Annotated in this window: 31 protein-coding genes; 10 read left to right on the forward strand and 21 right to left on the reverse strand. The window is 66.3% G+C overall.

What is annotated here, in order from left to right; all coding sequences use genetic code 11:
• Window positions 1–9: 9 nt before the first annotated feature.
• On the reverse strand, window positions 10–1,017 hold the full coding sequence (gene thiS / locus B7L05_RS10605; RefSeq protein ID WP_085810238.1) for a sulfur carrier protein ThiS: 1,008 nt from the start codon (window positions 1,015–1,017) through the stop codon (window positions 10–12).
• A gap of 81 nt (window positions 1,018–1,098) precedes the next feature.
• Here thiS and aroQ point away from each other — a divergent pair, with 81 nt between their 5' ends.
• The 10 genes from aroQ to bfr all read left to right on the forward strand — a co-directional run bounded on the left by aroQ (window position 1,099) and on the right by bfr (window position 10,357).
• Window positions 1,099–1,530, forward strand: a complete 432-nt coding sequence (aroQ, locus tag B7L05_RS10610) for a type II 3-dehydroquinate dehydratase (RefSeq protein WP_085810239.1) — start codon at window positions 1,099–1,101, stop codon at window positions 1,528–1,530.
• A gap of 36 nt (window positions 1,531–1,566) precedes the next feature.
• A complete protein-coding gene (accB, locus tag B7L05_RS10615; RefSeq protein ID WP_085810240.1) occupies window positions 1,567–2,052 on the forward strand; it encodes an acetyl-CoA carboxylase biotin carboxyl carrier protein in 486 nt (161 codons plus the stop codon).
• A gap of 4 nt (window positions 2,053–2,056) precedes the next feature.
• On the forward strand, window positions 2,057–3,406 hold the full coding sequence (gene accC / locus B7L05_RS10620) for an acetyl-CoA carboxylase biotin carboxylase subunit (RefSeq protein ID WP_085810241.1): 1,350 nt from the start codon (window positions 2,057–2,059) through the stop codon (window positions 3,404–3,406).
• Window positions 3,407–3,468: 62 nt separating this feature from the next.
• A complete protein-coding gene (locus B7L05_RS10625) occupies window positions 3,469–4,158 on the forward strand; it encodes a hypothetical protein (protein WP_085810242.1) in 690 nt (229 codons plus the stop codon).
• A 9-nt stretch (window positions 4,159–4,167) separates the two neighbouring features.
• Window positions 4,168–4,488, forward strand: coding sequence for an ArsC/Spx/MgsR family protein (locus B7L05_RS10630; RefSeq protein ID WP_085810243.1), 321 nt, complete (start codon window positions 4,168–4,170; stop codon window positions 4,486–4,488).
• Entirely contained in the window at window positions 4,485–5,921 is a 1,437-nt protein-coding gene (locus tag B7L05_RS10635; RefSeq protein WP_256926691.1) for a phospholipase D-like domain-containing protein, read from the forward strand. The genes B7L05_RS10630 and B7L05_RS10635 overlap by 4 nt, the downstream gene beginning before the upstream one ends.
• Window positions 5,922–6,003: 82 nt before the next feature.
• The gene (gene purL, locus B7L05_RS10640) at window positions 6,004–8,241 is read left to right on the forward strand and encodes a phosphoribosylformylglycinamidine synthase subunit PurL (protein WP_085810244.1); all 2,238 of its coding nucleotides are present in this window, start codon (window positions 6,004–6,006) and stop codon (window positions 8,239–8,241) included.
• Between the two features lie 46 nt (window positions 8,242–8,287).
• Window positions 8,288–9,532, forward strand: coding sequence for a DUF418 domain-containing protein (locus B7L05_RS10645; protein ID WP_085810245.1), 1,245 nt, complete (start codon window positions 8,288–8,290; stop codon window positions 9,530–9,532).
• A 72-nt stretch (window positions 9,533–9,604) separates the two neighbouring features.
• Complete coding sequence (locus tag B7L05_RS10650) at window positions 9,605–9,775, forward strand: bacterioferritin-associated ferredoxin (RefSeq protein ID WP_085810246.1); 171 nt, start codon at window positions 9,605–9,607, stop codon at window positions 9,773–9,775.
• A gap of 96 nt (window positions 9,776–9,871) precedes the next feature.
• Window positions 9,872–10,357 carry a bacterioferritin gene (gene bfr, locus B7L05_RS10655; protein ID WP_085810247.1) on the forward strand — a complete coding sequence of 162 codons (486 nt, stop codon included), beginning with the start codon at window positions 9,872–9,874 and terminating at the stop codon, window positions 10,355–10,357.
• A 58-nt stretch (window positions 10,358–10,415) separates the two neighbouring features.
• Here bfr and B7L05_RS10660 read toward each other — a convergent pair whose 3' ends face one another.
• The 20 genes from B7L05_RS10660 to rpsE all read right to left on the reverse strand — a co-directional run bounded on the left by B7L05_RS10660 (window position 10,416) and on the right by rpsE (window position 25,882).
• The gene (locus B7L05_RS10660) at window positions 10,416–10,829 is read right to left on the reverse strand and encodes an Hpt domain-containing protein (protein ID WP_085810248.1); all 414 of its coding nucleotides are present in this window, start codon (window positions 10,827–10,829) and stop codon (window positions 10,416–10,418) included.
• Between the two features lie 82 nt (window positions 10,830–10,911).
• Window positions 10,912–12,261, reverse strand: coding sequence for a ribosome biogenesis GTPase Der (der, locus tag B7L05_RS10665; protein WP_085810249.1), 1,350 nt, complete (start codon window positions 12,259–12,261; stop codon window positions 10,912–10,914).
• Window positions 12,262–12,292: 31 nt separating this feature from the next.
• Window positions 12,293–13,615 (reverse strand): PQQ-like beta-propeller repeat protein, encoded by a 1,323-nt coding sequence (locus B7L05_RS10670; RefSeq protein WP_085810250.1) that lies wholly within the window; start codon window positions 13,613–13,615, stop codon window positions 12,293–12,295.
• Window positions 13,612–14,325 carry a tetratricopeptide repeat protein gene (locus B7L05_RS10675; RefSeq protein ID WP_085810251.1) on the reverse strand — a complete coding sequence of 238 codons (714 nt, stop codon included), beginning with the start codon at window positions 14,323–14,325 and terminating at the stop codon, window positions 13,612–13,614. Before B7L05_RS10675 ends, B7L05_RS10670 begins: the two co-directional genes overlap by 4 nt.
• 67 nt (window positions 14,326–14,392) lie before the next feature.
• Complete coding sequence (panB, locus tag B7L05_RS10680; RefSeq protein WP_085810252.1) at window positions 14,393–15,253, reverse strand: 3-methyl-2-oxobutanoate hydroxymethyltransferase; 861 nt, start codon at window positions 15,251–15,253, stop codon at window positions 14,393–14,395.
• Between the two features lie 24 nt (window positions 15,254–15,277).
• Window positions 15,278–15,715 (reverse strand): hypothetical protein, encoded by a 438-nt coding sequence (locus tag B7L05_RS10685; RefSeq protein WP_085810253.1) that lies wholly within the window; start codon window positions 15,713–15,715, stop codon window positions 15,278–15,280.
• A 161-nt stretch (window positions 15,716–15,876) separates the two neighbouring features.
• The gene (locus tag B7L05_RS10690) at window positions 15,877–16,227 is read right to left on the reverse strand and encodes an arsenate reductase (RefSeq protein WP_085810254.1); all 351 of its coding nucleotides are present in this window, start codon (window positions 16,225–16,227) and stop codon (window positions 15,877–15,879) included.
• Between the two features lie 6 nt (window positions 16,228–16,233).
• Window positions 16,234–16,362, reverse strand: a complete 129-nt coding sequence (locus B7L05_RS17835) for a hypothetical protein (protein WP_307718264.1) — start codon at window positions 16,360–16,362, stop codon at window positions 16,234–16,236.
• A 6-nt stretch (window positions 16,363–16,368) separates the two neighbouring features.
• Complete coding sequence (locus tag B7L05_RS10695) at window positions 16,369–16,641, reverse strand: GNAT family N-acetyltransferase (protein ID WP_307718265.1); 273 nt, start codon at window positions 16,639–16,641, stop codon at window positions 16,369–16,371.
• A complete protein-coding gene (bla, locus tag B7L05_RS10700; protein ID WP_085810255.1) occupies window positions 16,638–17,498 on the reverse strand; it encodes a subclass B3 metallo-beta-lactamase in 861 nt (286 codons plus the stop codon). Before bla ends, B7L05_RS10695 begins: the two co-directional genes overlap by 4 nt.
• Window positions 17,498–19,051, reverse strand: a complete 1,554-nt coding sequence (gene guaA / locus B7L05_RS10705) for a glutamine-hydrolyzing GMP synthase (protein WP_085810256.1) — start codon at window positions 19,049–19,051, stop codon at window positions 17,498–17,500. The genes bla and guaA overlap by 1 nt, the downstream gene beginning before the upstream one ends.
• A 111-nt stretch (window positions 19,052–19,162) precedes the next feature.
• Window positions 19,163–19,585 (reverse strand): 50S ribosomal protein L17, encoded by a 423-nt coding sequence (gene rplQ, locus B7L05_RS10710; protein ID WP_085810257.1) that lies wholly within the window; start codon window positions 19,583–19,585, stop codon window positions 19,163–19,165.
• 253 nt (window positions 19,586–19,838) lie between these two features.
• The gene (locus B7L05_RS10715; protein ID WP_085810258.1) at window positions 19,839–20,903 is read right to left on the reverse strand and encodes a DNA-directed RNA polymerase subunit alpha; all 1,065 of its coding nucleotides are present in this window, start codon (window positions 20,901–20,903) and stop codon (window positions 19,839–19,841) included.
• Between the two features lie 91 nt (window positions 20,904–20,994).
• Window positions 20,995–21,384, reverse strand: a complete 390-nt coding sequence (rpsK, locus tag B7L05_RS10720) for a 30S ribosomal protein S11 (protein ID WP_019516037.1) — start codon at window positions 21,382–21,384, stop codon at window positions 20,995–20,997.
• 86 nt (window positions 21,385–21,470) lie between these two features.
• The gene (rpsM, locus tag B7L05_RS10725) at window positions 21,471–21,839 is read right to left on the reverse strand and encodes a 30S ribosomal protein S13 (RefSeq protein WP_085810259.1); all 369 of its coding nucleotides are present in this window, start codon (window positions 21,837–21,839) and stop codon (window positions 21,471–21,473) included.
• 225 nt (window positions 21,840–22,064) lie between these two features.
• Window positions 22,065–22,712, reverse strand: coding sequence for an adenylate kinase (locus B7L05_RS10730; RefSeq protein ID WP_085810260.1), 648 nt, complete (start codon window positions 22,710–22,712; stop codon window positions 22,065–22,067).
• Window positions 22,713–22,748: 36 nt separating this feature from the next.
• Window positions 22,749–24,095 (reverse strand): preprotein translocase subunit SecY, encoded by a 1,347-nt coding sequence (gene secY / locus B7L05_RS10735; protein WP_085810261.1) that lies wholly within the window; start codon window positions 24,093–24,095, stop codon window positions 22,749–22,751.
• Window positions 24,096–24,282: 187 nt separating this feature from the next.
• A complete protein-coding gene (rplO, locus tag B7L05_RS10740; RefSeq protein WP_085810262.1) occupies window positions 24,283–24,825 on the reverse strand; it encodes a 50S ribosomal protein L15 in 543 nt (180 codons plus the stop codon).
• A 97-nt stretch (window positions 24,826–24,922) separates the two neighbouring features.
• Complete coding sequence (gene rpmD / locus B7L05_RS10745; RefSeq protein WP_085810263.1) at window positions 24,923–25,099, reverse strand: 50S ribosomal protein L30; 177 nt, start codon at window positions 25,097–25,099, stop codon at window positions 24,923–24,925.
• Between the two features lie 6 nt (window positions 25,100–25,105).
• The gene (gene rpsE, locus B7L05_RS10750) at window positions 25,106–25,882 is read right to left on the reverse strand and encodes a 30S ribosomal protein S5 (RefSeq protein WP_085810264.1); all 777 of its coding nucleotides are present in this window, start codon (window positions 25,880–25,882) and stop codon (window positions 25,106–25,108) included.
• Window positions 25,883–25,885: the final 3 nt, after the last annotated feature.

Genomic DNA, 25,885 nt, shown 5'->3' on the forward strand with positions numbered 1-25,885 from the left:
GAACGGCCCCTAGATCAGCCCGGCGAGCGGCGAGGACGGGTCGGCGTAGCGGCGGATCGCCATGCGGCCGGCACGATACGACAATCGCCCGGCCTCTACCGCCGCCTTCATCGCGGCGGCCATCATGACCGGGTCCTTCGCCTCGGCGATCGCGGTGTTCATCAGCACGCCGTCGCAGCCCAGTTCCATCGCTACCGCCGCGTCGGACGCGGTGCCCACGCCGGCGTCGACCAGCACCGGCACCTTCGCGCCCTCGACGATCAGCCGGATCGTCACGCGGTTCTGAATGCCCAGTCCCGAGCCGATCGGCGCGCCCAATGGCATGATCGCGACTGCGCCCGCCTCTTCGAGCTGCTTCGCCGCGATCGGATCGTCGACGCAATAGACCATCGGCTTGAAGCCTTCGCGCACCAGCACCTCGGTCGCTTTCAGCGTCTCGCGCATGTCCGGGTACAGCGTGCGCGCCTCGCCGAGCACTTCTAGCTTCACCAGATCCCAGCCGCCCGCCTCGCGCGCGAGCCGCAGCGTGCGGATCGCGTCCTCCGCGGTGAAACAGCCGGCGGTGTTGGGTAAATAGGTGAAGCGCTTGGGATCGATATAATCGGTCAGCATCGGCGCGTTGCGATCGCTGACGTTGACGCGGCGAACCGCGACGGTGACGATCTCGGCTCCCGACGCCTCCAGCGCCGCCGCATTCTGCGCGAAATCCTTGTACTTGCCTGTCCCGACGATAAGCCGCGATCGGAACGTGTGCCCCGCGACGCTCCAGCCATCGGCGTCGATCGCGGCGGCGTGATCCCCGCCGCCAACGAAATGCACGATCTCCAGGTCGTCGCCGTCCTCGACCCGAATCTCGCCCAGCGTCGAGCGCGGTACCACTTCCATGTTGCGCTCGACCGCGACCTTTTCCGGTACCAGCCCGAGTTCGGCGGCGAGCTGCGCCAGCGTCATCCCGGCGGCGACACGGCGATGCGCGCCGTTCACGGTGATCGATACGGTTCCGTCGGTATGGGGCATGTCATCCTTTGGAAGGCAGGTATGCAGATTGCCTTCCACCTAGGCTTGGCGCAGACGGCGTTCAAGCAAGGAGCCCCCCGCTTGGCCATCGTCTACGTTTTGAACGGCCCCAATCTCAACCTGCTCGGCACGCGCGAGCCGGAAATATACGGCCACGACACGCTGGACGATATCGCCGGCCAACTCGAGGATCGCGCGCGGGAGTTGGAGCTGGAGGTCGACATCCGGCAGTCGAACCATGAAGGCCATCTCGTCGATTGGCTGCACGAGGCGCAGGCCCACGATGCGAAGGCGGTGCTGCTGAACGCCGGCGCGTTCACTCACACGTCGATCGCCGTGCACGACGCGATCAAGGCGATCCGCACGCCAGTGATCGAGGTACATTTGTCGAACCCGCACACCCGCGAGGACTTCCGCCACGTCTCCTACGTCGGCCGTGCCGCACGCGGAACGATTGCGGGCTTCGGCGCGCTATCGTATCTGCTCGCGCTTGAAGCCGCCGCGCGGTTCTGACAGAGCGCGCGCCCTATTCAGGGGAAAGGGTCGGGAATGGCCGAAAAGGAAAATGGGGCGATGAAGGTCGACGTCGATCTCGTTCGCCAGCTTGCCGAGCTGCTCGACACGACGCAGCTCACCGAGATCGAGGTCGAGGACGGCGATCGCCGCATCCGTGTCGCGCGCAAGGCGGCGAGCGTAACGGCCGCCGCACCGGTGCATTACGCGGCCCCGCCCCCGCCCGCAGCGAGCCCCACCGCGGTCGCCGCGCTGCCCACCACCGAGCCGGCCGCGACGCCGTCCAATGCCAATGCCGTCCGCTCGCCGATGGTCGGCACCGCCTATCTCGCCGCCGAGCCGAGTGCGCCGCCGTTCGTCAGCGTCGGGCGCCAGGTCCAGGCCGGCGACACGCTGCTGATCGTCGAGGCGATGAAGGTGATGAACCCGATCACCGCGCCGAATGCCGGAACGGTGAAGGCCGTGCTCGTCGAGAACGGCCAGCCGGTGGAATTTGACCAGCCGCTCGTCGTCGTCGAGTAAGTCGATGCCCGAAATCAAGAAGCTGCTGATCGCCAATCGCGGCGAGATCGCGCTGCGCATCCACCGCGCCTGCCATGAGATGGGCATCAAAACCGTCGCGGTGCACTCCACCGCGGATGCCGATGCGATGCACGTGCGCCTCGCCGATCAGGCGATCTGCATCGGCCCACCGTCCGCCGCCGACAGCTACCTGAACATCGCCAACATCATCTCGGCGGCGGAAATATCCGGTGCCGACGCGATCCACCCCGGCTACGGTTTTCTCAGCGAGAACGCCAAGTTCGCCGAGATCGTCGAGGCGCACGGGCTGATCTTCGTCGGACCGAAGCCCGAACATATCCGCACCATGGGCGACAAGGTGGAGGCGAAGCGCACCGCCGGCGCGCTTGGCCTGCCGCTCGTCCCCGGATCGGACGGCGCGCTGACCGATTCGGCGGAGGCGAAGCGCCTCGCACGCGACATCGGCTATCCCGTGCTGATCAAGGCCGCGTCGGGCGGCGGCGGGCGCGGCATGAAGGTCGTGCCGTCGGAGGACGAGATGGACACGCTGATGGCGCAGGCCGGCAGCGAGGCGAAGGCCGCGTTCGGCGACGCCACCGTCTACATGGAGAAATATCTCGGCAACCCGCGCCACATCGAATTTCAGGTGTTCGGCGACGGCAGCGGCAATGCGATCCACCTCGGCGAGCGTGACTGTTCGCTCCAGCGCCGCCACCAGAAGGTTGTCGAAGAAGCCCCCTCCCCGATCATCACGCCCGAGGAGCGCGACCGGATGGGCGGCATCGTCGCCAAAGCGATGGCCGACATGGGCTATCGCGGCGCTGGCACGATCGAGTTCCTGTGGGAAGACGGCGAATTCTACTTCATCGAGATGAACACCCGCCTGCAGGTGGAGCATCCGGTGACCGAGGCGATCACCGGGCTCGATCTCGTGCGCGAGCAGATCCGCGTCGCCGAGGGGCATCCGCTGACGCTGCGGCAGGAGGATGTCGTCTTCCGCGGCCACGCGATCGAGTGCCGCATCAACGCCGAGGATCCCAAGACCTTCGCGCCGTCACCGGGCCTGGTGAAACTGTATCACGCCCCCGGTGGCATGCACGTGCGCGTCGATTCGGGGCTCTACGCCGGCTATCGCGTGCCGCCTTACTATGACAGCATGATAGCCAAGCTGATCGTCTACGGCACGACGCGCCAGGGCGCGCTGCGCCGTCTGCGCCGCGCGCTGGAGGAATTCGTCGTCGATGGCGTCAAGACGACGATCCCCCTGCACCAGGCACTGCTCGAGGATCCCGAGTTCCAGCAGGGCGACTATACGATCAAGTGGCTCGAGGAGTGGCTCGCGAAGCAGGCGTGACCGACGACTAGCCACCGCTTGCGCGGGCGGTTAGCGTCGGCCGACCCTGACGGAGCGACCGCATGTTCATCGGGCATTATGCGCCGGCGCTGATCGTAGCGGCACATCCGCGCGCGCAGCGGTTAGGAAGCCTGTTCCTCGCCGCGCAGCTCGTCGACGTCGCATTCTTCGGTTTCGTCCTCGCCGGTGTCGAGCGGATGCGCGCGGTGCCGGGAACGACGGCAATGAACGCGATGGACCTCTACCACATGCCGTACACCCACAGCCTGATCGGCAGTGGGTGCTTCGCGCTGGCATGGGCGGCCGTGACGTATCTCGTCCGACGCGACGCGCTCGCCGCCGCGCTCGGCGGCGTCGTCGTAGTGTCGCACTGGTTCCTCGACCTGCTCGTCCACCCGCCCGATCTGACGCTTGCCGGCGGGGCCGCCCGCTACGGCTTCGCGCTGTGGAACTACCCGGCCATCGAGATGCCGCTCGAACTGGCGATGACTTCGGGTGCGTTCGGCTACTACCTCCTGCGCACCGTCCCGCGTTCGAGCAGAGCGTGGATCGCACCCGCGCTGCTCTTCGCGGCGCTACTGCTCGTCCAGGCGATCAATTGGACGACGCCGCAACCAGCCGAAATCATCGATCCGGTGCCCGCCTCCGAATCACTGACCGCACTTGCTGCCTTCGCCGTGCTGACCGCCCTTGCGGCGTGGACCGGCCGAAGTCGGCTGCCAAGGGTTGGTCCGCGCGTACGGACGCTATAGGGGCGGCACATGAAGGCAACGATCTGGCACAACCCGCGCTGCTCCAAGTCGCGAGAGGCTCTGGCGCTGTTGCACGAGGCGGGTGCCGACGTGACGATCGTCGATTATCTGCAGCATCCGCCGACCAGGGCCGAGCTTGCCGCCCTCTACGCTCGCGCCGGGATCGCGCCCGGCGCGGCGATGCGCAAGGACGCGCCCCCGGTCGATGACGACGATGCGGCGCTCGATGCCATGGCAGCCGATCCCCGCATGATCGAACGGCCGTTGGTGGCGACCGACAAGGGCGTCGTTCTCGCCCGCCCCGCCAGCCGCATCCGCGACATTCTGTGAGCATCCCCGACAACGCGCGCTGGCGGATCGAGCATGCGACGCACGCCTCGGTCATCATCGATGCCGACCATTATTTCCGCGTCGCGCGCGAGGCGATGCTTGGGGCGCGGCACCAGATTCTGCTCGTCGGGTGGGATTTCGACGCGCGGATCAATCTCGCCTGGGCGAACGAGCCGCCCGGCGTGCCGACCACCGTTGGCGAGTTCATCGGCTGGCTGGTCCGCCGCCGCCCCGAGCTAAACGTCTACATCCTCCGCTGGGACAAGGGCGCGTTCAAAACGTTGTTCCGCGGCAAGACGCTGTGGACGCTGACCAAGTGGCGCTTCGCCCGCAAGCGGATCCACCTGAAACTCGATTCGTACCACCCGATCGGCGCGTCGCAACACCAGAAGATCGTCGTGATCGACGATTGCCTCGCCTTTTGCGGCGGGATCGACATGACCGACGAGCGCTGGGACACGCGCGAGCACCGCGACGACGATCCGCATCGTACCTCCCCCAGCGGCCGGCCCAACAAGCCGTGGCATGACGCGACCACCGCGCTGATGGGCCCGGTGGCGAAGGCGCTCGGCGAGCTATGCCGCGCACGATGGGAAGTGGCCGGCGGCGCGCCCGTCCCGCCGCCGCCACCAACGCAGGATTGCTGGCCCACGAGCCTGACGGTCGATTTCGATGACGTCGACGTCGCCATCTCGCGCTCGCAGCCCGAGCACGGCACGCAGGAAGCGGTGCGCGAGATCGAGAACCTCTATCTCGCACTGATCGCACGCGCGAAGCGCCACATCTACGCCGAGAGCCAGTATTTCGCTTCCCGCCGGGTGGCCGAGGCGATCGCGCGGCGGCTCGACGAGCCCGACGGCCCCGAGATCGTGATCGTCAATCCGGTCAGTGCGCAGGGCTGGCTGGAACCGATCGCGATGGACACCGCGCGCGCCCGCCTGATCGAGGCACTGCGGCGGCGCGACGTTCATGGCCGTCTGCGCATGTACCACCCGGTCACGATGGGCGGCACGCCGATCTATGTCCACGCCAAGGTGCTGGTGATCGACGACGATCTGATTCGCGTCGGATCGTCGAATTTCAACAATCGCTCGCTGCGGCTCGACACCGAGTGCGACGTGACGATCGAGCATGACAGCGACCGTATCACCGCGATCCGTGACGATCTGATCGCGGAGCATCTCGGCACCGATATCGCGACGGTGACGAACGCGATCGCGCGGTATGGCCTGATCGGCGCGATCGAACATCTGCGCGGCTCGGGCAAGACGCTGATCCCCTACGAGGTGCCCGATCTTTCAAGCGTCGAAGAATGGCTCGCCGACAACGAGATCCTCGATCCCGAAGGCCCGGAGGATATGTTCGAGGCGCCGAGCAAGCGACCGGGCCTGCTGACCCGGCTCAAGACGCGCCGGCATCGCCGGAGCAAGTAGCGCCGCCGACAAGCGTCGGTTCCTTGCGTCGTGGCGGGCGCGGATTGGTGACACCCGGTCTCCGCATCGCTATCGCGCGCGCATGACTGCCGCCACCGCCCCCCAGATCACGCCCGACGTCGTCGCCGAACACGGCCTGTCCCCCGAGGAATACGACCGCGTCCTCCACGCGCTCGGCCGAGAGCCGAACCTCGTCGAGCTAGGCATCTTCTCGGTCATGTGGTCCGAGCATTGCAGCTACAAGTCGAGCCGCATCCATCTGAAGAAGCTCCCGACCGAGGCGCCATGGGTGATCTGCGGCCCCGGCGAGAACGCCGGTGTGATCGACATCGGCGATGGTCAGGCGGCCATCTTCAAGATGGAGTCGCATAACCACCCCTCCTACATCGAGCCGTATCAGGGCGCGGCGACGGGCGTCGGTGGCATCCTGCGCGACGTGTTCACGATGGGCGCTCGCCCTGTGGCGAACATGAACGCGCTCCGCTTCGGCCGCCCCGATCATCCCAAGATGCGTCACCTCATCTCGGGCGTGGTCCACGGCATCGGCGGCTACGGCAATTGCGTCGGCGTGCCGACCGTCGGCGGCGAGGTAAACTTCCACCCCGCCTATGACGGCAACATCCTCGTCAACGCGATGACGGTCGGCGTCGCCGATACCGACAAGATCTTTTATTCGGCCGCCAGCGGCATCGGCAATCCTATCGTCTATGTCGGCAGTAAGACCGGCCGCGACGGCATTCACGGCGCCACCATGGCCTCGGCCGATTTTGGCGAGGATGCCGAGGAAAAGCGCCCCACCGTCCAGGTCGGAGATCCCTTCACCGAAAAGCTGCTGATCGAAGCCTGCCTCGAGCTGATGGCGTCCGACGCGATCGTCGCGATTCAGGACATGGGCGCCGCCGGCCTCACCTCCTCCAGCGTCGAGATGGCAAGCAAGGGCGGCGTCGGCATCGAGCTGATCATGGATGACGTGCCGCAGCGCGAAGAGGGCATGACGCCCTACGAGATGATGCTCTCCGAATCGCAGGAGCGCATGCTGATGGTGCTGAAGCCCGGCCGCGAGGATTTCGCCGAGGCGATCTTCCGCAAGTGGGAGCTCGACTTCGCCGTCATCGGCCACGTCACCGACACCGGCCGCATGGTGCTGAAGTGGCAGGGCGACACGGTCTGCGACATCCCGCTCGCCCCGCTCGCCGACGAGGCCCCGCTCTACGATCGCCCACACGTCCCCACCCCGCCCGCCAAGGCGCTGGTAAACGTCCCCGAGTGCAAGGACATCGCCGCCGATCTCCTCATCCTGATGGGCTCGCCCGACATCGCCAGCCGCCGCTGGATCTGGGAGCAGTACGACCACATGGTTGGCGCCGACACCGTCCAGCGCCCGGGCGGCGACGCCGCGGTGGTGCGCGTCCACGGCACTGACAAGGCGCTGGCGATCACCACCGATTGCACCCCGCGCTATTGCTACGCCGACCCTGTCGAGGGCGGGAAACAGGCCGTCGCCGAAACATGGCGCAACCTGACCGCGGTCGGCGCGAAGCCACTCGCGATCACCAACTGTCTCAACTTCGCCAACCCGCAACGCCTCGAAATCATGGGCCAGATCGTCGGCTGTCTCGATGGCATGGCTCAGGCGTGCCGCGCGCTCGACTATCCGATCGTCTCCGGCAACGTGTCGCTCTACAATGAATCGAAGGCGACCGGCGGCGGTAGCGCGATCCTCCCCACCCCCGCGATCGGCGGCGTCGGGCTGATGTCCGACTGGACCAGGTCAGCCACCATCGCCTTCAAGGGCACTGGCGACGTCATCCTCGCGGTCGGCACGCGCCGCGGCGATCTCGGTCAGACGCTCTGGCTGCGCGAAGTCCACGGCCGCGAGGAAGGCCCGCCGCCGCGCGTCGATCTCGCCATGGAGAAGGCGACCGGTGACCTCATCCGCGCCGCGATCGACAAGGGCCAACTCTCCGCCGTCCATGACGTCTCCGACGGCGGCATTGCCGTCACGATTGCGGAGATGGCGCTTGCCGGCAACATCGGCGCGATGATCGACCGCAAGCAGCCTTATGACTGCGCGCATTCCTTCTTCGCCGAGGATCAGGGCGTGTACATCGTCACCGTCAACGATCACGCGCTGTCCGACTTTCTCCTCGCCGCGCTGGATGCCGGCGTCGAAGCGGAGCCGATGGGCCGCACCGGCGGTAAGCGGTTAATCTTCGAGCGCCCGAACCGCGACGACGTCGTCACGCTCGACGCACTGCGCGCCGCGCACGAGGGTTTCTTCCCGCGCCTGATGTCGGGCGAGGTCGAACTGGCAAGCTGATCGCGCGCCACCTCGCCGACGATCGGCTGCCGGGGACGCCAGGATCATGACCTTAGCGGGTTCGACGCGGATCGTGGCGCTCGATGCCGTGCGGGGGATGGCCGTTCTCGGCATCCTCCTGCTTAACATCGTCGACTTCGCAATGCCGCGCTACGCCTATGTCGATCCGACCTTCTACGGCGGGGCGAGCGGGGCGGACTGGTGGGCATGGGCGCTCACCTTCGTCGTTGCAGACGGCAAGATGCGCGGGCTGTTCTCGATGCTATTCGGCGCCTCGACGCTGCTCGTCGCCGAACGCGCGCAGGCGGCCGGCGAATCGCCGTTTCGCGTGCACATGGCGCGGATGACCGTCCTGTTCCTCATCGGCATGGTGCACGGCTATCTGATCTGGTCGGGCGACATCCTCGTACTCTATGCACTGTGCGGCGTGCTGGCGTTCGCCTTCCGCGAAGCGCGCATGTCGACGCTGCTCGCGGTCGCGGCGCTCCTGATGCTTGGCGAGGTCGCCACCGCGTTCATCGACCACGATGCGGCGCGCGCGTTCGAAGCACGCGCGACGCAGATCGGTGCGTCTGCCACGCTGCAGGCCGATTGGGCGCAATACATCGCCGATTTCGCGAATCTGCGTGCCTCTATACCGGCCGAACTCGCGACCTATCGCGGCGGCTGGGCGCAGATCCTTCCCGCGCGCGCCGCCGCAACGTGGCAGGCGCAGCGCGAGATGATCCCCGCCACCCTTGCCGATACGCTGGCGATGATGCTTCTCGGCATGGCGCTGTTCCGCAGCGGCTTCTTCGCCGGCCGGTGGCGCCCGCGATCCTACCGGCTGATGCTGGCGATCGGCTACGGCGCCGCGCTGCCGCTCACAGCCGTGCTCGCATGGTGGATCGACCGGCGCGGATTCGATCCGATCACGCTCGCGCTCGCCGAGCCGCTCCAGCTCGCCCTGCTGCGCCCGTGGGTGGCCCTGGCGCATGCCAGCATCGTCATCCTCGCCGTTAAGCACGGCGTCGCCGCGCGTCTCGTCGGCCACTTGGCAGCGACGGGCCGCATGGCGTTCACCAGCTATCTTGCGACCAGCATCATCTGCACGTGGATCTTCTACGGATGCGGGCTCGGATGGTTCGGCATGCTCACACGGTGGCAGCTGTATCCCATCGTACTCGCAATCTGGGCGCTGCTCCTCGTTTGGTCGCCGTGGTGGCTGGCACGCTTCCGCTACGGCCCGCTCGAATGGCTATGGCGCAGCGCCAGCCGCATGGAGCTCCAGAGCCTCCGCCGAACCGCCTAGATGCGAATCAGACGCAATACTCTTGCGATCTTGTCGCATTAGCGGTACTTCCCCTCCGCGAGGGAGAGTTCGATGGTCGTCTGCGTTTGCAATGCCATTCGGGAGTGCCAAGTTCGCGAGGCGGCACGGTCGGGTTCGACCACCGCTTGCCAGGCGTACAGGGCGCTCGGACGGCAGGCGAAATGCGGCCAGTGCGTGCCGTTCGCCCGCGCGATCATCGACCAGGAACGTGCGGCTGCCTAACAGTCGCAACAAGCGATTTTGGCGGATTTCCGCGACTTTTAGGTTGCCCGTCCGCGAACGAACGCGATACACGGTCGCGACTATGGAGATCGTGACATGAAGGGCGACGCGCGCGTCATCGAGTATCTCAATGAGACGCTCAAGAACGAACTGACGGCGATCAACCAATATTGGTTGCACTATCGCCTACTCGATCACTGGGGCGTCAAGAAGCTCGCCGAGTACGAGCGGCACGAATCGATCGACGAGATGAAGCACGCCGACTGGTTGGCGGAGCGCATCCTGTTCCTCGACGGTTTGCCCAATTTCCAGCTGCTCGGTCGCCTGCGGATCGGCGAGACGGTCGAAGAGGTGCTGAAGGCCGATCTCGCGATGGAGATCGAGGCCGTCGCCGAGCTCAAGGCCGCCGTCGCTTATTGCGAGGAGGTTCGCGATTTCGTCAGCCGCGATCTCTTCATGCGCATCCTAATCAGCGAGGAGGAGCACGTCGACACGCTCGAGCGGCAGTTCGAGATGATCGAGCGTATGGGCCTGCCCAATTACATCCAGCTCAATTCGGAAGCGGATCAGCCGCACGGCTGACGCGGCTAGCCGGGCAGCGGCGACGCGGCCCGGCTACTGGACGTGCCCGAGGGCTTCGTCAGACCTGGCGTCGTCCAAATCCCGCCACGCCGCGGCGTTCGGCCAGCGGATTCGCCTCGCGCTCGAGCAGCGCGAGCGTCTGCGCGAACAGCGGACCCAGCTTCACCACATCCTCGAGCGCGGCCTCGGGCGTGTCGCGCGTTTCGACGCAATCGCGCGCCAGTGCTTCGATCCGCTCGGCGAGATCGGCGAGCGGAAGCGCGCCGAACTGCCGCGCTTCCCCTTTGAGCGTGTGCGCCGGGATGACGATCGCGGTGGCATTCTGTGCGCGCATCGCGGCCTCGATCGCGGCGACCGACTTGACCCCGTCCTCACGAAAGTAGCCGAGGATGCGGACGAAGCCGGCGCCCAGCTCGGCGCGGGCCTTCGAAAAGGCGGCCCAATCGACCAAAGTGCTGCCTTCGAACGACACAGATCATATCCTCGATCAGGCCGGATATGGCCGGCGGACGGTGGCCTTGTTCTACGTTGCGGGCGTAAACAGGAAGTAAGCGTCAGGTGCCGAACGGATTTTTCGGCGCGCGCATCGTCAGCCGCACGGGCACCGCGCCGAAGCCCAGATCCCGTCGCATCGAGTTGACGAGATATCGCTCGTAGCTCGCGGGAAGCTGGTCGACGCGCGTGCCGAAGACAACGAAGCTCGGCGGGCGCGTCTTCACCTGCGTGACGTAGCGCATCTTGATCCGCTTGCCGCCCGGGGCGGGCGGCGGGTTGGCGTCGATCGCGCGCTCGAACCAGCGGTTGAGCTCGCCGGTCGGCACGCGGCGCGACCATGCCTCGCGCGTCTCGAACGCCGCCGCCAGCAGCTGGTCGATGCCCTTGCCCGTCATCGCCGATACGGTAATCAGCGGGACGCCTTTCACCTGGCTCAGCCCGTCGCCCAGCGCCGCCTTGACGCCGTTGAACAATGCGGACGGCTCATCGGCGACATCCCATTTGTTGAGTGCGACGATCAGCGCGCGCCCTTCCTCGAGCACGCGATCGGCGATGCGCAGATCCTGCGATTCGAGCCCGAGCGTCGCGTCGAGCAGCAGGACAACCACCTCGGCAAAGTCGACCGCATGGAGCGCATCAGCAACCGACAGCTTCTCCAACTTGTCCTGCACCTTGGCGCGTTTGCGCATGCCCGCGGTATCGATCAGCCGCACCGGCCGTCCCTGCCAAGCCCAGTCAATCGCAATCGAATCGCGCGTGATGCCCGCTTCGGGCCCGGTGATCATGCGATCCTCGCCAAGCATCCGGTTCACCAGCGTCGACTTGCCGGCGTTGGGACGGCCAACAATCGCGAGCTTCAGCGGCGCCTGCGCATCATCCTCGTCATCGGCGTCGTCCGCTTCCGTCGCCTGTTCGAGATGCGGCAGCAACGCTTCGAACAGATCGGCGACGCCCTCGCCATGCTCAGCGGAGAGTTGCACCGGATCGCCGAAGCCGAGCGACAGCGCCTCCAGGATACCCTGCTCCCCCGCGCGGCCTTCGGCCTTGTTGGCAACCAGCACGATCGGCGTCGTCGATCCGCGCAGCCAGCGCGCAATCTCCTCGTCGAGCGGAACGATGCCGGCACGCGCATCGACCATCAATAGGGCGACGTCGGCATTCGCCACCGCGGCCTCGGTCTGCAGCCGCATCCGGCCGGGCAGCGACGCCGCGTCGTGATCTTCGTACCCCGCCGTATCGACGACGCGGAAGTCGAGACCGATCAGATGCGCGTCGCCTTCGCGCCGGTCGCGCGTCACGCCGGGGCGATCGTCGACCAGCGCCAGCCGCTTGCCGACGAGGCGGTTGAACAAAGTGGATTTGCCGACATTGGGTCGGCCGACGATCGCTACGGAGGGGAGACGTGCCATCACGCGCCCCTACCCGCTCGCACTCGCCGCGTCACCTGTAGGCGGACACCCGCCCCTTCTGATCGAGGACGTACAGTGTCTGGTTGGCCACCACCGGCGGCAGCGTGAACGCATCCGCCGCCGGGATCGTCACCTGCACGCTGCCATCGGCAGGCGACACCCCGACCAGCTCGCCGCGCGAATTGGTCAGCCACAGCCGGTCGCCGGCCAGCACCGGGCCGAACCAGGTATAGGCCGCCTTCTTCTTCTCTTCATTGCGATAGGCGCGGAGCTGGCTCATCCAGCGCACCTTGCCGTTCGCGCGCGACAGGCAGACGAGTTGCGCCTGATCGGTGACGACGAACAGCCACTCGCCCGCGATCCACGGCGTCGTGATGCTCGCGAAATTCTGCTCCCACAAACGCTGTCCGGTCGCGATCTCGACCGCGACCATGCGTCCGCCCTGCCCCACCGCATAAGCGCGGCCATCGGCGATCACCGGATCCGCATCGATATCGGCAAGGCTAGATACCGAAGTCGAGATGCTGGTGCGCGACAGCGCGTCCTGCCACAACGTGCGGCCATTCTCGTAGCGATAGGCATTAAGCTCGCCCGAGGAGAAACCGGCAACGATCGTACCCGCTGCCACCGCCGGTGCCGCCACGCCGAACACGCCCTGCGTCTCGACACTTGCCGACCCGGTCCATACGACCTTTCCGTCAGCCTGGTTGAGCGCGAACAGCTGATTGTCCTGGCTGAGAACGTATATTTGGCCATTCGCGATGGTCGGCGCACCGCGCAACGGCCCGCCCGGCTTCGAGCGCCAGACGACCGCGCCGTCGGCGGCGTTCATCGCCACGACATCGCCAATCCCGTCGGTCGCATAGACGCGCCCGTCATCGAAACTCACCCCGCCGCCGAAGCGCGCCGGCTTGTTCTCGTCGCCCTCGAACACCGCGGCCTTCCAAAGTGGCGCGCCGGTGTCGGCAGTAAAGGCATGAACAGTGGCGTCGACGTCGACAACGAACAGCTTGCCATCGCCGATCACGGGCGCGGCGCCGAGACGCTGGCGGTTCGAGCCGCCGTCGATCGCGGCGGTCCACAGCCGCGCCGGCGAACCCCCGAGCGCCAGATGCCCCATCGTCTTCGACGCGTTGCCACCGGGCTGTGTCCACGCCGCGTTCACCTCGGCGGGCGGCAGCAGGACCTGCACCCCGGCGAGCGACGGATCAACTTCGGCGGCATTCTCCGACACCAGGATCGGCACGCGGTTGCCGACGGTCGGCGTCTTCTTCCCGCCGCCCTTGAACACGCCGCAGGCGCTGAGGCCCATCAGCGCCGCAATCGCGAACGGCGCGGCAATCGACTTCTTCATTGTGTCGCCTTGTTTCCTAGCGTGCCGGCTTCTGCCGGAACCGCATCGACGCCCAGTACGCCCGCCATCTGAACCGCGCGTTGACGGAGCGACGGCGGCACGCGGTCGGATTGTGCGATCTGCCCGAACAGCTTGCCCGCCAGATCGCGCTTGCCCTGCTTCAGATAGGCAAGCGCGACGAGTTCACCCGCGCTACCGAAATAGGCGTTCTCGGGAACCGCGATCGCGCGCAGTCGGGCGATCACCTGCTCTGGCGGCAGCGTGTCGAACTCGGCGTTGGTCTGCCGCACGGTGGCGAGTTCGCGAAACGACGCATCGAGCGAGTCGTCAGCGGCGATCGCGCCGAACTTGGCCGCCGCGCCCTTCAGATCGTCGTTGCGCAGCAGCAGATCGGCCTGCGTGAACAGCGCCACCGCGCGATAGCCGTCGCGCTTCGACGCGGCGAGCCGCGTCAGCGCGGGTGTCGCCTTTGCCGTGCGCTCGGCGGACAGATCGTCCCACACCAGCTGCATCTGCTCACCCTCGCGCCCGGCGGCCTCGCGCCGCTGATGCTGCCAGAACAGATAGCCCGCCAACAAGGCCAGCCCAGCGACGATCGCAATCGCGATCGCACGTCCCCAGCGCCGCCACAGCGCCGCCGCCTGATCCTTGCGCAGTTCCTCGTCGACTTCGCGCAGGAATGCTTCGTTATTCTGCGGCGTTAGCGCCACGACATGCTCCAATCTGGCGGGGGAAGGCGGCGGACCTTAGTCGCGCCCTCCGGAAAACGGAAGCGGATCACGCTTTGGGCGCGTAGGTCTGCTCGGAGCCGGGGAACACGCGCGCGCGTACCTCGTCGGCATAGGCGGCCGCCCGCTCACCGATAAAGCCGGCCATGTCGCCGTAGCGCTTGACGAAGCGCGGGGTGCGCTCGAACAGCCCGAGCATATCTTCTGCCACCAGCACCTGGCCGTCGCACTCGGCGGATGCGCCGATGCCGATCGTCGGCACCGCGATCGTCTTCGTGATCTCGATCGCGATCGGCTCCACCACACCCTCGATCACCACGGCGAACGCGCCCGCCTCCGCCACGGCCTGCGCATCGCCGACGATCTTGCGCGCTTCCGCCTCCGATCGCCCGCGCGCGCCGTAGCCCCCGAGCGCATTCACGGCCTGCGGCGTCAGCCCGACGTGGCCCATCACGGGGATGCCGCGCTCGGAGAGGAACGCGACCGTCGAGGCCATCGCCGTTCCGCCCTCCAGCTTCACCGCCGCCGCACCGGTCTGCTTGAGCAGCCACGCCGCGCTCTCGAATGCCTTCTCGGGGCTCGCCTCGTAGCTGCCGAACGGCATGTCGACGACGACGACGGCGTGATAGCTGCCGCGCACCACCGCCGCGCCGTGCGCCGCCATCATCTCGAGCGTGACCGGCACCGTCGACGGCAGACCGTAGATCACCTGACCCAAGCTGTCGCCGACAAGCAGCAGATCGCAGTGCGGATCGAGGATCTGCGCGGTCCGCACGGTATAGGCCGTCAGCATCACCAGCGGGTCCTTGCCCTTGCGCTGGCGCACCGCCGGCACCGTCAGCCGCTTCATCGGCGCGGATACCGGCGTCGCCCGGCTGGTCGAGCTGTCGATCGTGAAGGTCGTGGACATGGGGCGGCGCTTAGCCTGTCCCGATCACACGATCCAGCCGCGCGCCTGCACCCTTCGCGCGAACCACAAGGTGACGATCCCAACGATGATGATGAGCGCCGGGAAATAGGTCGTCCACACGCCCTTCACCGCGATCAAATCGGTTGCGGCGAACATCCACCCGAACATCAGGATCGTGGCGGCGAGTGATATCCCGGCGAGCGGCACCGCATACCGTCGCCGCAGCGCGAGCGCGACGCCGCTCGCCAAGGCGCCCCACGTCGCGATGCCGTAGATCCACACGTACCAGCCGGGCAGCGACGCGTAGAGGCTGCGATCATAGTCGCTCGGCACGGCGCCCATCGCAGCCGGCCCATGAGCGACATGCTCGTAGAAGGAATAGACGCCGATCGCCTGCCACAGCAGCAGCACGACCGTCACGATCCAGAACCACCGTGCTGGTCGCCCGAGCCCCGCAGCCATCGCCCTCTCCCCTTCCGCCGCCCTGAGAGGAAAGGATGCGCCTGTCGATTCGCAAATGCAACAATCTGCACTGCGTGAATTGTAGCGGAGCACCGGCGACGACAACTGAAACACCGCGCACGAACTTGGAACAGGCGCCGTCCGCAATCGCGCCCGCACGACTAGCGCGCGAAAAGCGTCTCGTACCGCTGTGGGTCGAAGCCGAGTTCGATGTGTTCGTTGTGGGCAAGCAGCGGGCGTTTGATCGTCGACGGATGCGCCGCCATCAGCGCCAGCGCGCGGGGCGCATCGAGCCCAGTCCGATCTTCCTCCGGCAGCTTGCGATACGTCGTGCCCTGGCGATTGAGCACCTTTTCCCAGCCGAACCGCTCGACCGCGGCGGCCAGAACCGCCGGGTCCACCCCTAGCCTCTTATAGTCGTGGAAGGCATGATCGATCGCGCGCGCGCCGAGCCAAGCCCGCGCCTTCTTCATCGTATCGCAATTCGCAATGCCGTAGATCGTCGTTTGCATCGGCGATCAATCGAGAAAACGGCCGAACACCGCAACCGGCTGCGGCTCCATTCCAAGACTGGCGTAGAACAGCCGCGCCGTGTCGTTTCCGTCGCGCACCATCAGTTGCAGCTTCGCGACACCGCGCGCGCGCAACCACGCCTAGGCGGCCGCCATCAGCCGTCGACCCAGCCCCGCGCGGCGGGCCGCAGGATCGACCGCGAGGTAATATACCCATCCGCGATGCCCGTCGTCACCCACCATTACGCTACCGATGACGCGGTCCTCGTCGCGCGACAATAATATCGTCGAGGATATGCCACCGATCGCGCGGCGAAAGTCGTCGTCCGGCGCGTTCCAAGGGCGCGTCAGTCCACAGCGTGTCCAAAGGGCGATCACCGCCGCCGCATCCGCAAGGCAGGCCTCGACGATCACCGCCGCTGCTTGGCGAGGTCCGCCGCGAAAGCGGTGCGCGCGTCCGCGAGCAATTTCGGCAGGATGGTGCGATCAACCAGCGCCCCGCGCTTCGCCCGCCCGATCAGATCGACCGTTTCCGGGTGGAAGGGTAGCACCACATCGGGCTTGAGCGCGCCGAGACGATCGAAGCTGCGCACGAAATCGGTGGCGATCCCGCGATAGCGCCTGTTACCGACGAGCTTGTTGCCCGCCACCGTGACGCTGCACGCGAATAGGACCTCGAGCGGCTTGCCGCGGTGCTGCAGGCGCATCGTCCAACTGGTGCAGCCGGGCGTGTGTCCGGGTGTCGCGACCGCCGTCAGCGTAACCCCGCCGAGCGACACGCGCTCGCCATCTCGAATCGCCCGATCGACCGTCGCGCGCGGAAAGCGGATCACGCCATAGCTCGTCTCGCCCGGTGGCACGCCGGTCGACACCGCATCGGCATCGCCAGCGCCAACGATCAGCCGCGCGCCCGTCGCCCGCTTCAGCGCCGCGAGGCCGCCGGCATGATCGAAATGCGCGTGGCTGAGCAGGATCAGCTTCACGTTGGCTAGCTTCACCCCGCGCGCCGCGATCGCCCGCTCCACTGCGCCCGCATTTTCCGCCATCGGCGCATCGATCAGGATCGCGCCCGCTGGTGTGCGGATGAGGTACGCGGCGAGCCCCTCGGTCCCAACATAGTCGATCGGCCCGAGCAGGTTGAACGGCGCGATCGCTCTGGTCCACGCGGGCGGATCGAGCTGCGCGGTCGCGGGGGCGCTCAGCACCGATGCCAGCAGGACGGCTGCGGCGGCTCCCCTACCGCGGGCCAGCCACTTCTCGCTCGTCTTCATCACTCCCACTCGATCGTGCCGGGCGGCTTGGAGGTGTAATCGTACGTCACGCGATTGATGCCGCGTACCTCGTTGATGATTCGCGTGGTGACCCGCGCGAGGAACCCGCCCGGAAACTCGAACGCCTGCGCCGTCATGCCGTCGGTCGACGTCACCGCGCGCAGCGCGAGGACGCTGTCGTAGGTCCGGCCATCGCCCATTACCCCCACCGAACGCACCGGCAGCAGCACCGCGAAGGCCTGCCAGATCGCGTCGTACAGCCCGGCGTTGCGGATTTCCTCCAGATAGATCGCGTCCGCCTTGCGCAGGATGTCGCAGCGCTCGCGTGTGACTTCGCCGGGAATACGGATCGCGAGGCCAGGGCCGGGAAATGGATGACGGCCGACGAAAATCTCGGGAAGGCCAAGCTCGCGCCCTAGCGCCCGCACCTCGTCCTTGAACAGCTCGCGCAGCGGCTCGACGAGCTTCATGTCCATTCGCTCGGGCAGACCGCCGACATTGTGGTGGCTCTTGATCGTCACCGATGGGCCACCGGTGAAGCTGACGCTCTCGATCACGTCGGGATAGAGCGTGCCCTGCGCCAGGAAATCGGCGCCGCCGATCTTCTTGGCTTCGTTGTCAAAAACATCGATGAAGGTCTTGCCGATGAACTTGCGCTTCGCCTCGGGATCTGTGACGCCGGCCAGGCCGTTCATGAACAGCGGTTCGGCGTTCACGTGCACCAGCGGGATGTTGTAATGGCCGCGGAACAGGCTGACGACCTGATCGGCCTCGCCGCTACGCATCAGCCCGTGATCGACGAACACGCAGGTCAGCTGGTCGCCGATCGCCTCATGGATCAGCACCGCCGCGACCGCCGAATCGACGCCCCCGGAAAGCCCGCAGATGACCCGTCCGCTACCGACCTGTGCCCGGATCTCCGCGATCTTGGTTTCGCGGAACTCGGCCATCGTCCAGTCGCCGGCAAGGCCACAGACATGACGAGCAAAATTCTTGATCAGCCGCGCCCCATCGGGCGTGTGCACAACTTCGGGATGAAACTGCATCCCGTAATAGCGTCGCTGCTCATCCGCAGTGATGGCGAACGGCGCCCCCGGCGACGTCGCGACCGGCACAAAGCCCGGCGCCAGCTCGGCGACATGATCGCCGTGGCTCATCCACACCTGATGGCGCTCGCCCTCCTGCCACAGGCCGTCAAACAATCCGCACCCGCTCGCGACCTCGACGAAGGCTTCGCCGAACTCCCCCGAGAAGCCCTTCTCGACACGCCCGCCGAGCTGCGTGTTCATCACCTGCTGGCCGTAACAGATGCCGAGCAGGGGAACCCCGCTGTCGAACACCGCCTGCGGCGCGCGCGGGCTGCCCTCGTCGACCACCGATGCCGGACCGCCGGAAAGGATCACGCCGCGCGGCCTGATGCGCGTGAACGCCTCCTCGGCTGATTGGAACGGCGCGATCTCGCTGTACACGCCCGCCTCGCGCACGCGGCGCGCGATCAGCTGCGTTACCTGGCTGCCAAAATCGACGATGAGAATGCTGTCGGGGTGCTCCATGGCGGGCGTGTAGCGGCGGTAACCGCACAAATGAAGAGGCCGCGCTCCCGGGCGGGGAACGCGGCCTCTTGCAATCGACTGACCCGCGGCAAACCGCGGGGGCGGGCAGGATCATGCCGCCTCGTCGAAATCCTCGTCGTTCATCACCGGGCCCGAATCCTGCCCCTTGGCGGACACGTCGCGGTCGACGAATTCGATGATCGCCATCGGCGACGCGTCCGACGCGCGGACACCCGCCTTGATCACGCGGGTGTAGCCACCGTTGCGATCGGCGTAGCGCGGCGCCAGCACGTCGAACAGCTTCACCAGCTGCGCGTCGTCGAGCAACCGGGCGTGGGCCAGACGGCGATTCGACAGGCCGCCCTTTTTGCCCAGCGTGATCAGCTTCTCGATGTACGGGCGAAGCTCCTTCGCCTTGGCGAGCGTGGTGGTGATCTGCTCGTGCTTGATCAGCGCTGCCGACATGTTGCGGAACAGCGCGGTGCGGTGGGCCGAGGTCCGCTGAAGCTTACGGCCGCCTACACGGTGACGCATGGTATGTCCTTCTTGTTCGTTCGGGGGCCGCGCAGGGCCCCATCAAAGTGATACTTTGATGGACACCCCCAGGTACCCCGGGACAGGTGGGACGTGTGGGCCACCCTGGTTACGTCAGCCCCGCGTTGTGCCGGACTCCCGATAACTTCCATTCAGATCGCGCCGCGGCAAAGCCGTGTCGTCAGACGGCGCCTTCGGCGCCGCTGCCGATCCCGGCGTCCGGGATTAGCATCGCTAATCCCGGACGCCGGGCTCAGCCCATGATTTCCTGCTCGAGCTTCTTGGCCATCTCTTCGATGTTCTCAGGCGGCCAGCCCGGGATTTCCATGCCGAGACGCAAGCCCATCGACGACAGCACTTCCTTGATCTCGTTCAGGGACTTGCGGCCGAAGTTCGGCGTGCGCAGCATTTCCGCCTCGGTCTTGCCGACAAGATCACCGATGTAGATGATATTGTCGTTCTTGAGGCAGTTGGCCGAGCGAACCGACAGTTCGAGCTCGTCGACCTTCTTGAGGAGGTAACGATTGATCTGCTGCGTGTCGCTGGCGACTTCGCCGCCCGTCGGAGCCGGCGCGGCCATGCCGATCGGCGCCGAGCGCTGCACGATCGAATCGTCGAAGTGGACGAACAGCGCGAGCTGATCCTGAAGGATGCGACCGGCGTACCCGAGCGCGTCCTCCGGCGTCACCGTGCCGTCGGTTTCGACCGTCAGCGTCAGCTTGTCGTAATCGAGGTCCTGCCCGACGCGAGTCGGATCGACCTTGTAGCTGACCTGGCGCACCGGCGAGTAGAGCGCGTCTACCGGAATAAGGCCGATCGGCGCATCCGCCGGGCGGTTGACGGTGGCGGGAACGTAGCCCTTCCCCGCGTCGGCGGTCAGCTCCATGTTGAGCGTCGCGCCTTCGTCGAGGTGGCAGATGATCAGCTCGGGGTTCATCACTTCGATGTCACCCGACACCGCGATGTCGCCGGCCTTCACCTCGGCCGGTCCGGTCGCCGACAGCTGCAGACGCTTGGGGCCTTCGCCCTGCATCTTGAGCGCGATCTGCTTCACGTTGAGGACGATGTCGGTCACGTCCTCGCGCACGCCGGCGAGGCTTGAGAATTCATGCAGCACGTTCTCGATCTTGATCGACGTGACGGCTGCGCCCTGGAGGCTCGACAGCAGCACGCGACGCAGCGCGTTGCCGAGCGTCAGGCCGAAACCCCGCTCGAGCGGCTCGGCGACGAAGGTCGACTTGCGCTTGCCATCGCCGCCCTTCTTCTCGAGCGCGTTGGGCTTCTTCAGTTCCTGCCAGTTCTTTGCGTTGACGGACAAGGCTTGTGTCCCCTGATGTTGGGCCAGACGGGGGCGCGTCCGGCCGGGAAGAAAGAGGCGCGCCGGCTCGTCAGCCGGGCGCCGAAAATCATCAGACGCGACGGCGCTTCGACGGACGCACACCGTTGTGCGGAATCGAGGTCACGTCACGGATCGACGTGATCTGAAAGCCGACCGCCTGCAGCGCGCGCAGCGCCGACTCACGACCCGAACCCGGGCCCTTCACCTCGACCTCGAGCGTACGGACGCCGTGCTCGGCGGCCTTCTTGCCCGCATCCTCGGCAGCAACCTGGGCGGCATACGGGGTCGACTTACGCGAACCCTTGAAACCCATCATGCCGGCCGAAGACCAGCTGATCGCATTGCCCTGCGCGTCGGTGATGGTGATCATGGTGTTGTTGAAGCTGGCGTTGACGTGCGCCACGCCGGCGGTGATGTTCTTGCGCTCGCGACGGCGAATACGCTGCGGTGCCTGTGCCATTTGGTAATCCTGACCTTTGTTTCAAGCCGAGGCCGGGAGGCGCAATGCCTGCAACCAGCCCCTCGACCGAAGAAGAAGCGTCGCGCTTACTTCTTCTTGCCTGCGATCGGCTTCGCCTTGCCCTTGCGCGTGCGCGCATTGGTGTGCGTGCGCTGACCGCGAACCGGCAGGCCCTTGCGGTGGCGCAAGCCGCGGTAGCAGGCGAGGTCCATCAGACGCTTGATGTTCATCGCGGTCTGGCGACGAAGATCACCCTCAACGGTGTAGCCGGCGTCGATCGCTTCGCGGATCTGCAGGACTTCCTGATCGGTCAGGTCCTGAACACGGCGCTCGGCCGAAATCTCGAGCTTGTCCGTGATTTCCTTGGCCTTGGTCGGGCCGATACCGTGAATATACTGCAGCGCGATCAGAACGCGCTTGTTGGTCGGGATGTTGACACCCGCGATACGTGCCATGAACTTCTATCTCCTCGTGCTCCACGGGGCGCGGCATGGATCACGCACCCCATCTCTTCGCAGGACCTTCCGCCACGCAAGAAAACGGCTAGCGCAAGAAGCGCTGCCGGTTGCCGGGGTGTTGGAAGATCGATCAATTAGGGCGCGGCAAACGCAGTGTCAAGCGAACGGTTCCGCGCGTGCAGCAGCTCAGGACAGGCCGCCATCGCAGCACGACGGTCGACCTCAGTTGTCGAGAATCGCCTCGATCGCCTTGGTGACGACGGTGATGTCCGCCATCCCGTCGACGCGGCGGACGAGGCCGCGCGCCTCGTACAGCGGCAGGATCGGCGCCGTCTTCGCGCGATACTCGGCCATGCGCGTGCGCACGGTCTGCTCGTTGTCGTCAGGCCGCCGCTTGAACTCGTGCGCGCCACATACGTCGCAGGTATCGGCGACCTTCGGCTGCTTGAACCGATCATGGTAGCCAGCGCCGCAATTGCCGCAGGTGAAGCGACCGACGATCCGCTCCACGAGCGCATCCTCGTTCACCTCGAGCTCGATGACGTGATCGAGGCTGCGGCCACGCTCGTCGAGCAGCAGATCCAGCGCCTCGGCCTGAGCGGCGGTGCGCGGATAGCCGTCGAAGATCGCGCCCTGCCCCTCGCTCAGCTGGTCAAGATTCTCACCGATCAGTGCCGACACGATAGCGTCGGACACGAGCTCGCCCGCGTCCATCACCGCCTTCGCCTGAACGCCAACCGGCGTTCCTGCCTTGACCGCGGCGCGCAACATGTCGCCCGTCGACAGCTGGACCATGCCGCGCTCCGCAACGAGGCGCTCGGACTGCGTTCCCTTGCCCGCACCTGGCGGGCCCAGAAGAATGATGTTCACGACACGCCTCCCCGTTTGTGTCCGCGCCGACGCCGCTTAGCGCAGGCGGCCGCCCTTCAGCTTCGCCTTCTTGATCAGGTCGCCATATTGATGCGCCAGCAGGTGCGATTGGATCTGCGTCACCGTGTCCATCGTCACGTTCACCACGATCAGCAGGCTGGTACCGCCGAGGTAGAAGGGAATCGACAGCGCCGAGACAAGATACTCCGGCACCAGACAGATGAAGGCGAGATACGCCGCACCGATCACGGTGATGCGCGTCAGCACGTAATCGAAATACTGCTCGGTATTCTTGCCCGGGCGTATCCCGGGGACGAAGCCGCCGTAGCGCTTCAGATTCTCCGCCGTCTCCTCGGGATTGAACACCACCGCGGTGTAGAAGAACGAGAAGAACACGATGCCGGCGCCGTACAACAGCATGTACAGCGGGCTGCCGTGCTGGAGATACTGGTTGAGGCTGATGATCGCATCGCCCCACCAGCTCTCGCCCGAGACGCGGTTGCCCGCGAACTGGGTGATGGTCAGCGGCAGCAGCAGCAGCGACGAGGCGAAGATCGGCGGTATCACGCCCGCGGTATTGATCTTGAGCGGCAAGTGGCTGCGATCCGCCTGCATGCCGCGCTGCGTCTGGCGCTTCGGGTACTGGATCAGGATGCGACGCTGTGCGCGCTCCATGAAGCAGATGAACAGCACCAAGCCGGCGACCGCCAAGATGATCGCGATGAGGATCGCGGGGTTCATCGAACCGGTGCGCCCGCCCTCGAGCAGGTTGACGATCGTGGTCGGCAGATGCGCGACGATACCGGCCATGATGATCAGCGAGATGCCGTTGCCGATGCCGCGGCTGGTGATCTGCTCGCCGATCCACATCAGGAACATCGTCCCGCCGATCAGTGAGATCACCGCAGCGATGCGGAACAGCGTCCCCGGCTCGACCACCGCACCACCGGCTTCGAGCCCGGTGGCGATGACATAGCCCTGGATCGCTGTTAGCAGCACCGTGCCATAGCGCGTGTATTGGTTGAGCTTCTTGCGCCCACTCTCGCCTTCCTTCTTGATCGCCGCGAGCTGCGGCGACAGCGACGTTGCGAGCTGCACCACGATCGAGGCGGTGATGTACGGCATCACGCCGAGCGCGATCAGCGAGGCGCGCTGCAATGCGCCGCCCGAGAAGGTGTTGAAGAAGTCAAGCACACCGCCCTGAGTCTGCTTGGCGAGTGCCGCCAGCCCCGTCGGATCGATGCCGGGAAGCGGCACGTAGCTCAGCAGGCGGAAGACGATCAGCGCGCCGATCGTGAACCACAGCCTCTTCTTGAGATCGGTCGCCTGCGCGAACTTCGCGAGGCTGATGCTTTGCGCCATCTGGTCGGCTGCGGATGCCATCGTACGTCGGTGCCTTCGGAAACGAAAACGGCGGAGGAGGTCTGCTGCCCCGCCCCGCCGCTCATATAGTCGCGCTCGATAGCTTGTCTAACCCAGCGAGCATATTCCGCCCCGGCACTAAGCCGGAAGCCCAATCACGAGCGGCGCGCGACTGGACCCCGGCGCGAGGCCGGGGTGGCAGCCTGGCTTACTTGCCCTGCTTGGCGGCCTTGTTGGCGAGACGCTCTTCGCGCGCCTTGCCCTTCTTCGCCTTCGCCTTGTCGGCCGCGGCGACGACGTCGATCACGGTGACGGTGCCGCCAGCCTTCTCGATCGCCTCGCGCGCACCGGCGGATACGCCAGCAACCGTAAGGTTCAGCTTCGCGCTGATCTCGCCCTTGCCGAGCAGACGGACGCCGTCCTTGCCGCCGCGGGCCAACCCAGCGGCCTTGAGCGCCGAGTGGTCGAGATCAGTGCCGGTCAGCTTGCCGCTGTCGATCGCCTTCTGGAGCTCGCCCGTGTTCACCACGGCATAGTCCTTGGCGAAGATGTTGTTGAAGCCGCGCTTCGGCAGACGCATGTGAAGCGGCATCTGGCCGCCCTCGAAGCCTGCGATTGAAACGCCTTCACGGCTCTTCTGGCCCTTCTGGCCGCGACCACCGGTCTTGCCCTTGCCCGAGCCGATACCACGGCCCACGCGCATCCGGCGGTGGCGCGCGCCCTCGTTGTCGCGCAGTTCGTTCAGTTTCATGTGTGCACTCGCTTTCGCTTTTGTCGCGCTGATAAAAAGGAAGGGGGCCCGTTAGCCCCCTCCCCCGTATTTGTCACTAGGTGATCGTCAGGACGGTTTAGTCCTGGACTTCCACCATGTGATGCACCTTGCGGATCATGCCGCGGACCTCGGGCGTATCCTCGAGCTCCGAGACACGGTGCATCTTGTTGAGGCCAAGCCCGACGAGCGTCGCGCGCTGGTCCTTGGTGCGACGGATCGGCGACCCGGTCTGCTTTACCTTGATCGTTGCCATGCCGGCTTACTCCGTGACGGCCGCAGCGTCCGCCTCGGCGGTCTGCGAACCACCGCGGCCGAGCAGATCGGCGATCTTCTTGCCACGACGCTGAGCGACCGACTTCGGCGAAGTCTGGTTGTTCAGCGCCTCGAACGTGGCGCGGATCATGTTGTAGGGGTTTGACGTACCGACCGACTTGGTCACCACGTCGGCAACACCGAGCGATTCGAAGATCGCGCGCATCGGACCGCCGGCGATGATGCCGGTACCCTGGGGCGCCGAACGCACCGTGACGCGGCCGGCACCGAAGTGACCGTTGACGTCGTGATGCAGCGTGCGGCCTTCCTTCAGCGGCACGCGGACCATGGCCTTCTTGGCCGCCGCGGTCGCCTTGGAGATCGCCTCGGGAACTTCGCGCGCCTTGCCGTGGCCGAAGCCGACGCGACCCTTGCCGTCACCCACGACGACCAGCGCCGCGAAGCCGAAGCGCTTGCCGCCCTTCACCGTCTTCGACACGCGGTTGATGTGGACGAGCTTTTCGATCAGCTCCTCACCACCATCGTCGCGGTTGCGATCGTCGCGACGTCCGTCACGGCGCCCACCGGGACCACCGCGATTGCCGCCGGGGCCACCGCGGCCGCGACTGCCGCCGCCGCCCGGGCCACCGCGCCCGCGACCGCCGCCCTGATAGCCGCCACCGCCGCCACCCTGGTAACCGCCGCCCTGCTGGGGCGCTTCGGCCTGCGCGGTGGCAGGGGCGTCCTGCTGCGGCGTGTCAGGCGTGTTGTTCTCGTCAGCCATGTC

The organism is Sphingomonas sp. TZW2008 (genome assembly GCF_002117915.1).
Taxonomy (GTDB): Bacteria; Pseudomonadota; Alphaproteobacteria; order Sphingomonadales; family Sphingomonadaceae; genus Sphingomonas.